General features: G+C 55.6%; 9 protein-coding genes. 2 read left to right on the top strand and 7 right to left on the bottom strand.

Going from position 1 to position 16,088, the window contains the following annotated elements:
- Positions 1 to 23: 23 nt before the first annotated feature.
- On the bottom strand, positions 24 to 1,967 hold the full coding sequence (locus ACGY09_RS22595; protein WP_397571899.1) for an ATP-dependent DNA helicase: 1,944 nt from the start codon (positions 1,965 to 1,967) through the stop codon (positions 24 to 26).
- Positions 1,968 to 2,155: 188 nt separating this feature from the next.
- Positions 2,156 to 2,983 (bottom strand): BtpA/SgcQ family protein, encoded by an 828-nt coding sequence (locus ACGY09_RS22590; RefSeq protein ID WP_373652714.1) that lies wholly within the window; start codon positions 2,981 to 2,983, stop codon positions 2,156 to 2,158.
- 107 nt (positions 2,984 to 3,090) lie between these two features.
- Between ACGY09_RS22590 and ACGY09_RS22585 the strand changes: the two genes are divergently transcribed.
- Positions 3,091 to 4,779, top strand: a complete 1,689-nt coding sequence (locus ACGY09_RS22585) for an alpha-keto acid decarboxylase family protein (RefSeq protein WP_397569535.1) — start codon at positions 3,091 to 3,093, stop codon at positions 4,777 to 4,779.
- 102 nt (positions 4,780 to 4,881) lie between these two features.
- Here ACGY09_RS22585 and ACGY09_RS22580 read toward each other — a convergent pair whose 3' ends face one another.
- Complete coding sequence (locus ACGY09_RS22580) at positions 4,882 to 8,124, bottom strand: sulfatase-like hydrolase/transferase (RefSeq protein WP_397569534.1); 3,243 nt, start codon at positions 8,122 to 8,124, stop codon at positions 4,882 to 4,884.
- On the opposite strand from ACGY09_RS22580, the gene gcvT reads away from it, so the two are divergent.
- Complete coding sequence (gene gcvT / locus ACGY09_RS22575; RefSeq protein ID WP_397569533.1) at positions 8,118 to 9,233, top strand: glycine cleavage system aminomethyltransferase GcvT; 1,116 nt, start codon at positions 8,118 to 8,120, stop codon at positions 9,231 to 9,233. The two genes, ACGY09_RS22580 and gcvT, sit on opposite strands and share 7 nt — an antisense overlap.
- Here the strand turns inward: gcvT and ACGY09_RS22570 are convergent.
- The 4 genes from ACGY09_RS22570 to ACGY09_RS22555 all read right to left on the bottom strand — a co-directional run bounded on the left by ACGY09_RS22570 (position 9,215) and on the right by ACGY09_RS22555 (position 15,882).
- On the bottom strand, positions 9,215 to 10,036 hold the full coding sequence (locus ACGY09_RS22570; RefSeq protein ID WP_397569532.1) for a (5-formylfuran-3-yl)methyl phosphate synthase: 822 nt from the start codon (positions 10,034 to 10,036) through the stop codon (positions 9,215 to 9,217). The two genes, gcvT and ACGY09_RS22570, sit on opposite strands and share 19 nt — an antisense overlap.
- Positions 10,033 to 12,216, bottom strand: a complete 2,184-nt coding sequence (locus tag ACGY09_RS22565; protein ID WP_397569531.1) for a DUF2079 domain-containing protein — start codon at positions 12,214 to 12,216, stop codon at positions 10,033 to 10,035. Before ACGY09_RS22565 ends, ACGY09_RS22570 begins: the two co-directional genes overlap by 4 nt.
- 78 nt (positions 12,217 to 12,294) lie before the next feature.
- Complete coding sequence (locus ACGY09_RS22560; protein ID WP_397569530.1) at positions 12,295 to 12,666, bottom strand: hypothetical protein; 372 nt, start codon at positions 12,664 to 12,666, stop codon at positions 12,295 to 12,297.
- Positions 12,667 to 13,233: 567 nt separating this feature from the next.
- A complete protein-coding gene (locus ACGY09_RS22555) occupies positions 13,234 to 15,882 on the bottom strand; it encodes a cation:proton antiporter (protein WP_397569529.1) in 2,649 nt (882 codons plus the stop codon).
- Positions 15,883 to 16,088: the final 206 nt, after the last annotated feature.

Below are 16,088 nucleotides of genomic sequence, written 5' to 3'. Positions count from 1 at the left end.
CGGGTCGCACTGATCAACAGTCATCAAGGATCATTAATGATCTCGCACTCGGGAAGGCTGTCGAGGAACAGCCGCCCGTAGCGTTTGGTTTTGACCCGCGGATCCAGGATCACCACGATCCCTTTATCGTAGCGAGTGCGAATCAGACGACCGAATCCCTGTTTAAGTTTGATCACCGCTTCGGGGACCTGATAGTCCATGAAGGGGTTCCCCCCCGCGGTTCGAATGGCTTCGAGTCGTGCTTCGAGCAGGGGATGATCGGGAACACTGAAGGGGAGCTTCGTGATGATCACGTTCTGAAGAGCATCTCCGGGGACATCGACCCCCTGCCAGAAACTGTCGGCTCCAAACAGGATTCCTGCCGGATCGTTGCGAAATTTTTCCAGCAGCATCGTGCGCGGCAACTCATCTGCCTGAGAGTAAAGACTCAGGTTTTTTGAGATGAACCAGGGAGTCAGACGACGTGCGCAGTTCCGCAACATCTGATAACTGGTAAACAGCACGAACGCATGACCCTGAGTCAGTTCCACGTACTTCTGGATCCGTTCGCAGACGGCGGTTTCATAATCAGCGGGAGACTCACTCGGGTCGGGCATCCCTTCGGGAAGAATCAGTTTCATCTGAGCCCGGTAGTCGAACGGACTGCCGACCTTCTTCTCGGTCGATCGTGTCAGTCCCAGACGCTGGCGGATAAATGCGAAACTCTGACCTCCCACTGCGAGTGTTGCACTCGTGAGAATGACCGTGTTGACCTTGTTAAACAATTCATCTCGCAGCACGGGTCCCACATCGATCGGAGCAGAGACCAGTTTAATCCGCTGCTGCTGCTGGCCACTGGTTTCAAGCCAGTAGACGGCATCTTCAATCGATTGCTGTAACCACGAATTCAGTGAGTCGGCCAGCGAACTGCACCTTTCGGCTGCCGAAGTATATTCAATCCGCTCTTCATCCGAGTTGATGTGTGAACTGATTTGCAGGATCCACGAGGAGAGTTCCTTGAGAGCCGGTCCCAACGTATTCTCGATCTCAACCGGACTGCGGAATCGTCCGTTCTTTCCTGCGTGGGAACGCTGGCACTCGTGAATCGCAGCGAACAGATCTCCGGACAGGAAACGGATGCGTTCGATCGAACGAATCGCTTGCCGCTGCAGGTCGAGTACTGAAGCGTCTGCCGTGGGCATTCGGACCAGGAGTCCTTTCTGAGTCCGGTCATTGTAGAGCTTGCCCAGCATGTACTCGACTTGTCCGTTAGAGACGGAAATCCCGAGATGGTCTGCAGCGACCTGTTCAACGGTATGAGCCTCGTCGAAGACGACGACGTCATAATCGGGAAGCAGGCTGATCCCTTCCCGGCGTAGAGACAGATCGGCAAAGAACAGGGCGTGATTGACCACCATCACGTCTGCGTTCCAGACGCGTCGTCGAGCTTTGTAGTAAAGGCACTGGTCGTGCGTCGGGCATTTTTTTCCAAGGCAATTGCCATGATCGCTATGAACTTCATCCCAGACATTAGACAGCGGTTTGAAATCCAGATCTGCCAGACTGCCGTCGGTCGTCGATCGCGACCATTCGACAATCTGCTGCAACTGCGACAGCTCGTCAGGACGGGAATAGATCCCTTTCGACCGATCAACGGTCCCCTTCATCCGCCGTAAACTGATATAGTTGCCACGTCCTTTGACCAGGACTGCGGAAAACTCGACGGGCATCACGGCGTTGAGAAAGGGGATATCCTTGCCGATCAATTGCTCCTGCAAACTGATCGTGTGCGTCGAAATGACGATCTTCTTTCGTTGTCCTCCCTCACCCTGTTTCGCGGTCGCGGCAATGATGGCAGGAACGAGATAGGCGAAACTTTTCCCGGTACCGGTACCCGCTTCGACGACCAGATGCTGCTTCGTGTCGATTGCGTGTTCAACGGCCGTCGCCATCTCAATCTGCTGCGGACGCGATTCAAAGTTCTTCATACGTCGGGCGATGCTGCCATCGTCACCGAGCACGTCCGTCACACGAAGAGTCACCAGCCACCCTTATTCTTACTGATGCAGATTTTCACTGCGTTAAATAATCCAATTGTCGAGTTGCCGATTCCGCCCGTAAAATTTTACGACGATCCCGTTTTTTAATGGGATACGGCTTCTGACTTCCGCGGGAGTCAGGCGGACGTACTGCTGTTGTTCACGTTGCCCCGATTGATCGCTTCCATGAATTCTATCACGCGACTCGTTTCAACGGGGTTTCTCACTTTGCCATCCTGCTTGAGGCTTGAGCCAACAATTGCTCCATCTGCATAAGGAACAAGTTCGCTGACCGTCTCTGCATTCACGCCGCTACCCATCAAAACAGGAGTCGAAGCAGACGCTGACTTGATTGCGCGAAGTGTGTCCGGATCGATGGGTTGTCCCGTTGCCGATCCCGATACGATGAGGGCATCCGCTTTACCGCGATCGATCAGATCAGACACTTCATCCTTTAAGGGCCTTGCTGCCAATGCCGCCGAATGCTTCACGTCGACATCAGCCCAGATCTGAATGGATTGGGCCTTGAGGTTCGCTCGTTCTCGGAGGAGGTCATGGGCGATGCCATGTAATATTCCCTGATCCGCAACGCGAGCGCCACACAGGACATTGACCCGAATGAATTCAGCACCGCAGGCAATCGCCACCGCCAGAGCACTTCGACCGTCGTTTCTCAGGACATTGATTCCGAGCGGAATCCCGAACCGCCATTTCAAATCGCTACCCAGCGATGTCATCGCCGCCACAGTGATTGCCGGAACCCGATCGGGATAGAAAGGGACATCGCCAAAATTTTCCAGCATCAGTCCGTCGACGCCGCCCGCAACCAGAGCTTCTGCATCTCGCAGTACAATATGACGGACACTGGCAAAGTCACCGCGATAGTCAGGAGAGCCAGGTAGCGCTGGTGCGTGCAACATCCCAATCACGGGGCACGAACGAGACATCCACTCTGATAGCAGCATTACCCTGCCTCCGATTGCGGCTTGCAGACTTCACTTGACGTACCGATACTTGCAGCATCCTTCCAAGACGAAACTATATCACATCCAGGTTCTGTTGAGGGATTGACATGGCTCGAAAATCCGCCGTACAGGCTGCGAAAAATCAAGGTCCAGTCGAAACCGAAAAGGAATGGACGATCGGGAGTTACCTGATCCAGCGACTTCAGGATCATGGACTGTCCGACATCTTTGGAATCCCGGGCGATTTTGTCCTGCAATTCTACGGGATGCTTGAGGAAAGCCCGATCAATGTGATCGGTTGCACCCGCGAAGACTGCGCGGGGTACGCCGCTGACGGGTACGCCCGTGTCCACGGGATCGGCGCCGTCTGCGTCACTTACTGCGTAGGTGGACTGAGCTTATGCAATTCCATCGCTGGCGCCTTCGCAGAAAAATCACCCGTGGTCGTGATCAGCGGAGCCCCCGGCGTGGACGAGCGAAAGTCGAATCCGCTCCTCCATCATCGGGTCCGTGACTTTCATACCCAGCGCGAGGTCTTCGAAAAGATCACCGTGGCCAATGCGTCGCTCGACGATCCCCTTACGGCGTTTCGGGAGATTGACCGCTGTCTCGAAGCGGCCGTCCGCTATAAACGGCCCGTTTATCTGGAGCTGCCGCGAGATCGAGTGAATGTCCGTTGCCCTTATCCCCACGTTCCCAAAGTGGAGTCATTCGAAAGCGACAAGGATGCCTTGCAGGAATCTCTCGCCGAGGCTCAACGAGTCATTAATGCCTGCAAGAAGCCCGTCATCATTGCGGGCGTCGAAATGCATCGATTCGGACTCGCTGACGAGGTTGTCAAATTCGCGGAAGAAAACTCCATTCCGATGTGCGCCACCCTCCTGGGGAAATCGGTCGTCAGTGAAAAGCATCCCCTCTACCTCGGCATCTACGAAGGCGCCATGTGCCGCGACAGCTTGAGGAACTATGTCGAAGAGAGTGACTGCGTCATCATGCTGGGAGCATTCCTGACGGACATCGATATGGGGATCTTCACGGCGAACATTAATCCATCCAAGTGCATTTATTCCACTTCGGAGCACACGCGGATTTCGCACCATCACTTTCTGGATATTCTCGTCACGGACTTCGTAAAAGGCCTCAGAAACCTCGATCTCAAAGTCGTCAAACGACCGATGCTGGAAAAGTCCAGAGAAGCGACAACACCCTACACACTGCAGCCGCAGGCAAAGATTACGAACGCCCGGTTATTCGCCCGGATTAACGAACTGATCGATGAAACGATGATCGTCATTGCCGATGTGGGTGATTGCCTCTTCAGTGCTGCCGACCTGACGATCTACCGGAAGACCGAATTCATCAGCCCGGCTTACTACACGTCGATGGGGTTTGCGATTCCCGCTTCCATCGGCGTGAACGTCGCAGCCCCGGATCGGCGACCAATCGTGCTCGTCGGGGATGGGGCATTCCAGATGACTTGCATGGAGCTTTCGACCGCCGTCCGACATGGGTTCAATCCCATCGTCATCGTTCTGAACAACAAGGGTTACACCACCGAACGATTCCTGCAGGATGGGCCGTTCAACGATATTCTCAACTGGAACTATCATCGCATGCCGGATCTGCTGGGGGGCGGCTGGGGGTTTGAAGTCCGCACAGAAGGGGAACTCGATCAGTCACTCAACGCCGCGATGGCCAACAAGGACGCCTTCAGTATCCTGAATGTCCATCTGGATCCGGACGATATCAGCAAGGCTCTCCAGAGATTGGCCGAAGGACTCTCCAAGCGCCTGTAAACACAGGCACCCATTTGTTCCCAAGGTGCCTGAGCGATTCGTTTGGTCGGCTCTGGAGAAATCGACGGTGGATTCGGCCAGGCTCGGGGTCCTGCATGCGGTTTAAGGGAGATCGATCAGCAGCGAAAGGATGGCTGACGCATAGACGCGGTGTCCGAAATCACTCGGATGGTTTACGCCATTGCCGGTCAAATCACAGTCCCGTTTGCGTTTAAGCATCTCAGTCCAGAGGGAGGTCAGGTCCGCTAGCGCAATCCCTTCTTGACAGAGCGACTCCAAGGCCTCTCGATATTTGGGAAACATCTCGCGAGGAGTGTGTGTCCATTGGTCGTTACCGACCATCGTGGCGACGAGGATAATCTCCGCTTCCGGTCGGGCGGCCTGAACCCCCGCGATCATCTGCTGGATTCCTTCTTTGTACGCACCTGGATTACGACGTCCGACATCATTCATGCCGTATGCGATGATCACGAGATCAGGCTGATGCTCGAGCAATTTGTCCAGATCTGCGATTCCATTGGGGACGCCCCAACCGCCAACCGCGCGATTGAACAGTGCGACATCAGTCCCGTAGCTGGCACGTAACTGAGCAGCAACCAGGTCGGGATACATCGGCATATAAGGAGGCGCCATCACCAGACCAGAGGCATTCAGCCCGTACGAAATACTGTCACCGCTGACCGCGATTGTCAGCTTTTGTTTCCCCTTCAATCGAGCGAGCGTCCGGGGCAATTTTGTGGCATCGAAACGGGGAACGGCAGCGGGCCATTCCTGAGATTCGGCAAGGTATGTCACTTCAATCTGCTGGCCATGGAACCAGTGGCCGTTATCAAACAGCACATGCGTTTCCGGATCGCCCGCCTTATGCGGAAGGGCACACGGAACGGCAGGTTGAGCCCCCCCGGTCCACGCTGGTCGCGCTCCCTTGGGCATGAATAAGTCAGTTGACTTCAGCACGGGAATGGCCGACTCGTTATTCCTGACCAGATGCCGTCGATCCGGACCCATCTTGAAATCGGTCCCCTCTTGAAACTGCTGAATCCCATCCGCCCGGGCGACAGAGAGAATCTTGCGGGCGGGGAACAGCAACTTGCCCGTTGCAGGTTTGCCGTTTTCGTCCCGAACGCAAATCACACTCTCTCGATAGACCATCGGTGACTTCCAGAATGGCTTGAGCAACTGAAGGTCTGAAAGCATGTCTTCCGCCGCGTAGGGTCGTAACTCGATACGTCGGATATCCATCACGGCCACCCCTTCCTTCTTCTGCGGGACAACCTTCAGTTTGAACCGTCCGGCTCTTTCCAGCGAAACCAGCCCTAGGTTCTGTGGGACGAAGTTCTGGAAGTGACCTGTCCCCGGAACGACCAGCGGTATCGTCTGCCCTTCGACTTCGAAGTGAACCAGACTTCCACCGCTCGTACCACATCCCACATGAGGAACCAGATAGAACCGCCCCGGCCGCTTCAATGTGAACTCAAACGTCGCCGTATCTTCTGCTCGTACCCAGTACCCCAGCGTGTCCTTGTTCGGGAGTGGTTCATACCTCAACATGATTCCAGAGACTTCGGCCGTACTCGCATGCAAAGCGACTGACCCATCATCGGATTGAAGATTGGGCGTGTAGTCAGGGTTCGCCAGCGGAAGTTGTGCATTCACATCCTTTCGCCAGCGTTCGAGTTTTTCAGCCAGTTGCTGGGCGATATCGGGTTGCTCTTCGATGAGGTTGATCGATTCGCCGACCGACGCCTTGAGATTGAATAACTCTCGACGCCCCGATTCATAGAACTCGATCAGCTTCCAGTCTCCCGACCGGACCGCGGCACCGGGAATCGCCCCTGCGTTGGTGTTGTAGTGAGGGAAGTGCCAATAGATCGCGTCACGCGACGGGGCATTTCGTCCGCGCAGCACTTCGACGAGACTCACGCCGTCAAACTCGGGGAACTTCAGCTGGTCCGTCGATGCAAGCGACAGTCCGTCCACAATGGTGGGGAACCAGTCGATACTCGACACGATCGCGTCACTGGTGGATCCGACCGGCACAACAGAGGGCCACTTGACGATCAGAGGAACACGAAGCCCTCCTTCGTAGAGGTGGCCCATACCGTCTCGCAATGGAGAATTCACCGTCGGGGGAAGGATCTGCCCATTGCTGTTGCACACGCCACCATTGTCTGACGTGACAATAACCAGCGTATTCCGAGAGAGATTGAGTTGGTTCAACTGGTTAACGACTCGACCAATCGCAACATCCATGCTCTCAATCATCGCGGCATAGGTGGGGTTGGATTGCGTCCCGTTCGGCTGAGCAGGAGCGTCCCCGTAATTACCTACTGCCTCGGGCTTCACACTCGTGGGCTGGTGCACAGAGTTCAGTGGCAGGTAGAGAAAGAACGGTTTGCTGGCGTGTGACGTGATGAATTTTTCTGCTTCAGTGGCGAGTCGATCGGTGAGCAGTTCACCCTCAGGCGCCTGCTCCAGACCGGGCAGGAATTTTCCAGCCGAATTTGTGTAAGGAGCCACATCCCGAAAAATTCCCTCGTTCACATCGCTGCCTGCAATGTTGGTCTCGAATCCTTGTTCCTGCGGGCCGAAGCCTTCTCCACCGAGATTCCATTTCCCAATGGAAGCGGTCGCATATCCGGCGGATTTTAGAACTTCCGCGAGAGTCACCTCGGCAAGCGGCAATTGATGGACGACCTGTGGTGCCGTCATTCGGTGATTCGGGTTATTCCCGCTGGCCACGACCGATGAGGTGATCCCCACGCGCTGCGGATATCGCCCGGTGAGCAGCGCAACCCTCGTCGGAGTTCCGACGGGAGCGGCCGCGTAGGCCTGTGTGAAGCGCATGCCCTCTGCAGCCAGGCGATCCAGATTCGGCGTCTTGTGGAACTTGCTGCCATAGCACCCCAGATCGCTCCAGCCGAGGTCATCCACAACGATTAGCACCACGTTGGGCCGAATCTCTTCGGCAACGAGGCAACTCACGCTGCCTAGCAGGAAGAGTCCCACAGTGAGAATCGTTTGCAGCAAACCGCCCCTCGCCCGGGGACCACGCATGCCACTCCTCTTTGAAGGGGAGGGGCGTCTATGGTCGACCTCAACTTTGGACAGGTTCGGAATTCCGACAGGAGCCGTGCTCGTTCCGTGAATCCGCTGCGAGTGAATCTTGCCGAATTGTGTCTTCAATGTCATGCTCCAGCAGCAGCCCGCATCGGGGGACCGAATCGTCAGTCCGTAGACTGCACGTAGCTGCCCCGTAAAAATGAACTTGGGAAGGAACCGGCCACAGGTCATCGTGGAATCGGGTGGCCTCTCAAGGTAGAGATAAAGGTCTTGAAATGCCATTGCACCGCACACCACTTTTTGACTGGCACTCCTCCCATCGAGGGAGAATGGTGGAATTCGGTGGCTGGGAAATGCCAGTCCAGTATTCGTCCATCGCGGAAGAGCATCACACCGTCCGAAAAGCCGTCGGACTGTTTGACATCTCTCACATGGGCCGACTCCGTTTTGACGGTCCCGATGCTCAGCGACTGCTTGATCATCTGCTGACGTGCCGCGTCGACAATCTGGTCGACGGTCAGATTCGTTATGGACTGGTTTGTAACGATGCCGGTCAAATTCTGGACGATGTTCTGGTTAATCGAATCAATCCCACCTCATTCGGCCTCGTGGTCAACGCGAGTAATCGGCTCAAGATTGTCGACTGGATCAATCAGCGAAAGGCTGACCTGTGCAAGTCTGGCAAGTCACTCGACCTGAGCTTCCGAGACGAGACGCAAGACACCGGCATGATCGCCATTCAGGGCCCCCGTTCCCTGGAGCTTGTGCAGAAGGTGCTCAACATGGACGTTTCCGCCATGCGGTACTACTTCGGCCAGTTCTCTACATTCGATGGAGCCTCCATTTTCGTGAGTCGCACTGGCTATACGGGCGAAGATGGCTTTGAAGTCATTGTCCCCGCAAATTTGACAGTGAAGCTGTGGGAAACATTCATCGAAGCAGGGGAGTCTGCTGAGCTGAAGCCATGCGGGCTGGGTTGCCGTGACACCTTGCGACTGGAAGCCGCGATGCCGCTCTACGGACATGAACTGTCGGAATGCATTGACCCTCTAACGGCCGGACTGAAGTCGTCCATAAAGCTGGATAAAAGCGAGTTCGTGGGCCGCGATGCACTCGCCAAGATCGCAGATCGGGAGGATCGACCCGTTCGCGTTGGGATCAAATTGAACTCGAAGCGAATCGCCCGAGAACACTCGGAAATTTTCGCCGCCGACGCTCGGATCGGCGAAGTGACTTCGGGAACATTCTCACCCACGCTGGAACAATCAATCGCGATGGCCTACGTCGCTAAGCCGCATTCCGCGATTGGCACCAGTATCACAGTCGATATCCGTGGAAAACGGGAAGCAGCCGAAATCGTTCCACTCCCATTTTATAAACGGGCTAAGTAAGCCTGACGCAGTTGATGGCGGAACTCGCTCACTTTTGTCGAGTCGAGTTCCGCAGTCCGATCAGAACCTCGACACGCGGCAGACCGGATCGCAAGGATGTCGGCGGGTACGCCACTTAACGCTGGCAACAAGTCAGCGTTAAGTCGTCCGGCCAGTGCCAGAAAAAGCCCCGCGGACCGACACCGCTCGGCAATCTCAACCAGTTGCTGCTGCGAGAACTCATTGAGCAAGGTTCGTTGATCCTTGGCCCAGGTATCAATCAACAATCCGGCACAGCCTGTTTCAATGGCTGCCTCAAGGACCTCGCCCACCGGCGGAGCGTCGGCTTCCACCGCGTCTGCATAAACCACTGCGACCCAGGCAATCTTTGAAATGGCTGCGATAGCGAATGCCGAACGAATGCGACTCCACTCCGTGACCCAATCCCGCCGCGAAGCACACTGACTGAGGCCAAGCTTAGCAAATTGAACCCCCTCCGGCAGTGACGGAATCTCATTGTGATTCCAGTCCGCTAATTCGCCTAACGCGACACTGAGTGCAACCCACGGATATTGGCTTCGAAGCGAATCCTTCGCGATCGCCGTGATATCCTGAAGACTTGCCATCCCCAGAGATCCCTGTGAAGGATTTTTGATATCCAGAATCTCAGCACCACCCTGGAGTGCTGCTGTCGTTTCCTCGGGCGAACGGACGCTGACGAGCAACCGAGGCAGGACAGCACACGTTCGGCCATTCGCCCCGCACTGAGAAGCGGAGGAAAGGTAGTTCCCCGATATTGAATCTCTAGGAATTGCTGCTGTCACCTCTCATCCCTCTTCCGCTTCAGCACGATAAAAGTTCCTTCGGTCAAATCCGGCAGCAGTTCCCAGCCTTCAGGATTATCACGTAATTCGGGGATCTCGCCCGGCCACTTGATGGTGGAGTATTTATGACCGGTGTCGATAACGAGATAGTCCGTATCTGCAGGTATTCGCTGACCTTCACCTGCCAGTTTCCGCTGATAACCACTGTAGTCGTACGACCGTTCGTGGTGAGTGAATCGAGGATGGACGAAGTCGGTCGACGCAACTCGCGCCGTTGCTGGAATCAGTGGAGCAATCCGTGCAAATTTCTCTGAGCGAGGATTGGGTCCATACAGGGTCCGCCAATACCAGCTCGATCCCGGATCCCAGAAAGGGAATCCTTGAGGCCCCAGACTGAAAAACAATCCGGTGCAAAGGGATGCCGTCCAGACCAGCCGTGCGAGCACGCGCTGAATGTCGACCTGATCATTCGAGGCAATTACCTTGAACCTAGGCGCGAGCCGGGTGATGAGCGATGTCGCGCGCGGCAGTCCTGCAGCCACCGACCAGAAAACAACGGCCACCAGTGGAGCGTGAAACTGGTGCTGCGGGGTCCGCGAACCGTCCAGTTCATTCAGGCACAAGATGAAGAACAGAGGGAGCCCGACCGCCAGCCGTCCAGGCGAGAAGAGGGGAAGAAACATGACCGGTGCGAGCATGGCCATCGCGTAAAGTGCTGTCTCGAGGGTCAGTAAGGCTTCGATGACAGAGAAGGGCTGAGTCAGCCATGTCCGAAGTATCTCTTCCGGCGTTTTCCCGAATCGAGCGAAGTAACTGGCGTAGTGAACCTCACTTCCTGATCGGAACCACGGCATGGCAACTCGCGTAGCAAACCAGAGGTAGGCAACACTGAAAATGCTTAGTACAAGACCGGCCACTAACCGCGACCGACATCGAGGCATGATCCAACCAGCGACGCCAGACGCGTTTTTCACCGCACTGCCCGCAGCAGCATTGTCAGCATCGGTTGGAGGAATTCCGTCGAGCTGAGTCGTATTTTCACGATGGAAGGCGATCCAGAGCCCCAGCGGGCCAAAGATCAACGTATAATCCTCTTTGACAGTCAGACACAGAGCAATCCCCGCCAGGGTCCCTGACAGATTACGTCGGTCCAACTGATCGAACGTCAGCAGCAGCAATAGAATCCCGAATGACTCGGGGCGAAAAGTCTTCAAGTCGATTTCGATATCGAGAAACTGCATGGGGAAGTACAGCAGGTAGGCAACGGCGACTCCAAACGCAGCCCGATCGGATCCACAATGCCGCTTCGCCATCCAGTACACGGGAAATGCCCCGAGCGCCAGTGAGGCGGAACTGCAGAGTTCCAGCAGCAGATGTGATGGCCACAGCACGTAAAGGGGAAGCAGAAACAGGTGCACAAACTGGATGTGCTCACCCAGAAAAAGTCCCTGATCGAGGTAACTTCGAAACCCTTTACCGTGCAGCAGGTTCCAGAGGTGTTCTTCATACATGACCGAATCACCATGAGGCATCAGCAGGTTCCCGTAAAGCCTCCAGTTCATCGCGGTATAAACAAGGGTATATACGGAAACGGCAATCCAGACTCTCCGTTGAGAAGAACGTACGACTTCAATCTCAGGCGAAGACCGATCAGGCGAAGACCGACGAACGGAAGCGAGAGTGAGAAACGTCGTTATCCACCCCGCGAGACATCCAGCCAGCCAGAACTGGGGAATCACCGACAACAGGTCAGCCAGCGACGACCACCCGACCGCTGCCGCACTCATCCAGATCCACTCCCAGACATCCAGCAGGATCCACCAACCCCAGCCGTACCAGCCCCAGGTAATGAGAGCCTCATTCCAACTCCAACCTCGCCTTGTCAGCCATACGCTTCCTCCCAGCCACGTCACCAGAGAGACAACAGCACAGGGAACCAGCGTGAAACCGATTGAAATGTCGACCAGAGCACGTTCCGGCACGACAGTACCTGAACCCATCGCCGAGGGATGGGTTGCTGTCAGTGCGGACCAGGTGGCGGGACTGATGAAGTTTGAAGCTAGCTGGCGTGAACCGAGCACCGTCTGAAAGCAGGTCGCAGCGAGAAATGTCCCTGCAAGAACGACCGCGAGGGTTCCCAACAGGCGGCTAATTATCGGTGATCGAGCAGACGGCGACATATCCGCATCGTAATTGGTCGGGCTCAACCGGTCGATGCACCGGTAGTTGAAAGCAGACAACGTGGCAGCAAATCGACCTCAGTTTGCCTGAGATATCGTCAGCATGATTCCCAGCGTCGGAGGATTCGTCGCTTCCGCATCCGCCCCGAGGGCCTCATGGAACGCACGATTCAGGCAATTGTCGAGTTCCATTGCAATCCGAACCGCTTCCACTTCGGATCCGCACTCGATTTTCAGCTCCTCTTCCGCTCCCGGAAAAGGCATCACATAGACGGTCTTTCCGAATGTCGCCCGAGGTCGGTGATCTTGTCGGCACTCGAACACCGCGAATGGCTTCCCATCCGCCTGCAGCTCGATACCGATCCGTTCACCGCAAGTGCTGGGACGGGCTGTGGCTTTCAAGGACTTGTCCTTGATCGCTTGCAGTACTGCGCCAGCGGAAATCTCCATTACCCCCCCCATTAACGTCTCAGTCGACTCGGAAACCGCGAGCAAGCCGGGATCACGCTATCGATGGATCCGAGACCGGTCAAGCGGTGGTGAAATCTTCCGCGAGAATTCATAAAAAACGAACTCTTTTCAGACAAATTACGGCAGCAAAGAGAAGCATTATGAAACACAAATTAAGAAAACACAGTGCACTTCCGAACAAATCAACGCACCCACTTCTGAAGTGAGGATAATTACCGCACATTTCACGCCGACAGCAGTCTTCATAAAAGACTAATCGTCGGAGAAGAGGGCCAGTTATTACGGGCAGCCTCATGTCCGGTCGCGAGTCGATGGGCTTGCTGGCGAGTACCCAATGGATTGCGACGCGTACCTCAAATGACCGACAGGCTGCAGAGCGTATCGTCAAAAAACGTTACACCGAAACCGCCGGACGCAGTTCGATTCCTGGGGTGAACTGCATCAGGGAATCTGTCGGCCCGAATTTAAGCTCCGTAGCATCGAGCTTCGATCGACATTCTCTTCAGAGAACGGACCGAGCGATCCCCTCGTCGACAGAGCCCCGGCTCACTCGGCGTCAGAATCATCCCCTGCCTGCTGTCTTGTTGCGCAGATATTGATGATCTCGTACGGAGTCAGTGCCCCATTCAGTTGATCGCGCGTCGCTTGATCTTCAACCAATCGAGCCAGTTGCGCGAGCAAAATCAGCTGGACACTCGATTGGTCAGCTGGTGTGATCAACAGGAACACGAGATGAACTGGGTTTTCAGAATCGCTCGAAAATAGGACCCCCTGTTTCGAACGCCCAAAAATGACGATCGGCTGATGAAGGCCAGGACAACGTGCGTGGGGAATGGCAACTCCGACCCCGAGGTCTGTCGTGATCTCTTGCTCACGAGCCAATACCATCTCGGTAATGTTGACTCGCTGCGGCAGCCGACCCGGAGGAATCGCTCCCGCCAATTCGCGAATGATCTCTTCGTGATTCTTCCCAGACAGGTCCAAAAGAACCGTACCTGCTGTAAGGGCCTCTCGCAGAACCAGATGCGCCTCAACCGGACAGTCGTCGTCGATTCTTCCCCAAACCTGTTCGAGAATATCTTCCAGAGTAACCAGACCGACGGGCACTCCCCGTTCCTCGACGATTCGTACTGACGACCCTTCTTTCTGCATCTGCAGCAAAACGGAATCGACAGTTTCATCTGACTGGACACCACGCAGCGGCCGGACCAGGCGACTCCACTCATCCGTCCCGGACCCATCGATGATAAAGTCTTTGGCCAGCAGATATCCGGCAACTTTTCCACCCGCTTCAACAACGGGCCAACGGGAAAATCGCTCTTCCGCAATTCGAACCAAAACTTCCTGCCTTGTTGCGTTCGAAGTCAGATAACGGACGTTCTCCCAGGGAACCATGATCGTCCGCACCTGCTGCGACTGAACTTGCGACATGTTTCGCTGAATCAGTTGCTGACGAATCCCTTGCACCTTCCGCTCGACCACGTCCCGGTGAGCCCCGATGTCAGACAAAACCAGTCTGGCCAAAGCCACTGCAACCTCACCCTCTTCGAACACTGCCGCCGAAGCTCCGGCTTCCTCAAGATCGTCCTGTTCGCGCAAGTAGTGAGCACGTACGAAAACCCGTGCATCTGAGTTCAGATTTCTCGCTGCGGTCACGACGGCCAATCGGGCCGAGGAATGGGGCAGGGTCACAATCAGGTAGGCGGCATGATCCATCCCCGCCTGTTCAAGAATCGCATCGTGCGATGCGTCCCCAAAGATCGCGACTTCGCCACGCGCCATCAGGTCACTGATCGTGTCCATATTCATATCGATGACGACGGTTTTCAGACCGGCGTCTGTCAACAGCCGATGCACGGTCCGGCCCACAGGTCCGAACCCAATCACAATCGCCAGCCGTTTTCCGTCAGAGACCGACTGCTGGATCTGATTTTCCGCTGACCGGTTTACCTTGAGTGCCCGCCGGTCAGCCCGTCGGCTGAGAATTGACCAGAGCCAGGGCGACTTCTGAATCCAAGATTCGATGGGAGCGATGCAGCGGAAGAGAATTGGATTCAGGGTGATTGAGACGATCGCACCAGCGATCAGCACGCTATGACCTGTCTCTGGCATCAGGCCGTGATGCCCCGCCTGTTCCGAAAGAATGAACGAGAATTCACCAATCTGCGCCAGTCCAATGGCCACGGTTAAAGCCGTATGAATCGAGCGTCCCAGCAGCAGCACGATCACAATGGCAATCAACGGTTTCACCAGCAGAATAATTCCCATCCCGGCCAGAATCATGCCCGGCTCGCGGACCAGATACATCGGATCAAACAGCATCCCGACCGAGACGAAGAAAATCACAGCGAAGGCGTCCCGCATGGGAAGCGCATCTGCTGCCGCCTGATGACTGACGGTCGACTGAGCAACGACCATCCCTGCCAGAAACGCCCCCAGAGCCATCGACGCACCAAACAACATGTACGAAGCGGCCGCCATCGAAATCGAAAACACCAGGACGGTCAGGGTGAAAAGTTCTCGCGATCGCAGCCGGGCAACCTGTACCAGCACCCACGGGATCACTCGTGGTCCAACAACCAGTACGGTCACCACAAGACCACCCAGCTTCAGGAAAGCGACGCCCAGCGGCACCCACAACTGCGAAAGTGAGAATTGTGACGCGTCTTCGTGAGCCATTTCTCCCAGCACCGGGATTAGAACGAGCACGATGACGGTCAGCACATCCTCCACCAGCAACCAGCCGACTGCGATGTGCCCCTGAGAAGAATTTAACTCGTCAGCGTCCATCAGCATGCGCATCAGCACCACGGTACTTGCCACAGCCATGGCCATACCGATCACCGCCGAGACCATCATCGGAAGTCCAAGGGCGGAATAGAGAAATAATCCCGCCATCGTCGCGACAAAACTCTGTCCAATCGCCCCCGGAATGGCGATCGACTTCACGGCGAGTAGATCTTTGAGGTCAAAATGAAGCCCGACGCCGAACATCAGCAGGATGACGCCCACTTCCGCCAGCTGATGTGCAATTTCCAGATCACCCACAAATCCCGGCGTCGAAGGCCCGATCGCAACCCCCGCAAGCAGATAGCCAACGATCGGGGACAGCCCCAGGCGCTGCGTCAATAGCCCTAGTACCCAAGCTGCTGTGAACGCAACGGCAATCGTGGTTATCAGCGGAAGATCATGCACGTCGCTACCATCCTCTCAACTTCTCAGCAAGCTCTTTGCAAAGGAGAGGAACGCGTGCAAATTAAAGAAAGGTCAACAACCGGCACAGGGACCCCACTCTCCTCGGGACTGTGCGTATGATAGGGACAGCCAGCTCATGGGCAACCTTCAACGCTCTTCAATTCCTATCAAGGCCCATAATCCAGCCCGACTGATACGAACTATCG

It is taken from the genome of Schlesneria sphaerica (assembly GCF_044336245.1).
In the GTDB taxonomy this organism is placed as follows: Bacteria; Planctomycetota; Planctomycetia; order Planctomycetales; family Planctomycetaceae; genus Schlesneria; species Schlesneria sphaerica.
Note: the sequence above shows the minus strand (reverse complement) of the source record. Positions and strands in the feature narration are given on the sequence as shown.

Excerpts from the sequence above, each read along its gene's own strand:
- ACGY09_RS22595 (WP_397571899.1), bottom strand. The coding sequence starts at position 1,967 with ATGAAGAACTTTGAATCGCGTCCGCAGCAGATTGAGATGGCGACGGCC.
- ACGY09_RS22590 (WP_373652714.1), bottom strand. The coding sequence starts at position 2,983 with ATGCTGCTATCAGAGTGGATGTCTCGTTCGTGCCCCGTGATTGGGATG.
- gcvT (WP_397569533.1), top strand. The coding sequence starts at position 8,118 with ATGCCATTGCACCGCACACCACTTTTTGACTGGCACTCCTCCCATCGA.
- ACGY09_RS22580 (WP_397569534.1), bottom strand. The coding sequence starts at position 8,124 with ATGGCATTTCAAGACCTTTATCTCTACCTTGAGAGGCCACCCGATTCC.
- ACGY09_RS22585 (WP_397569535.1), top strand. The coding sequence starts at position 3,091 with ATGGCTCGAAAATCCGCCGTACAGGCTGCGAAAAATCAAGGTCCAGTC.
- ACGY09_RS22560 (WP_397569530.1), bottom strand. The coding sequence starts at position 12,666 with ATGGAGATTTCCGCTGGCGCAGTACTGCAAGCGATCAAGGACAAGTCC.
- ACGY09_RS22565 (WP_397569531.1), bottom strand. The coding sequence starts at position 12,216 with ATGTCGCCGTCTGCTCGATCACCGATAATTAGCCGCCTGTTGGGAACC.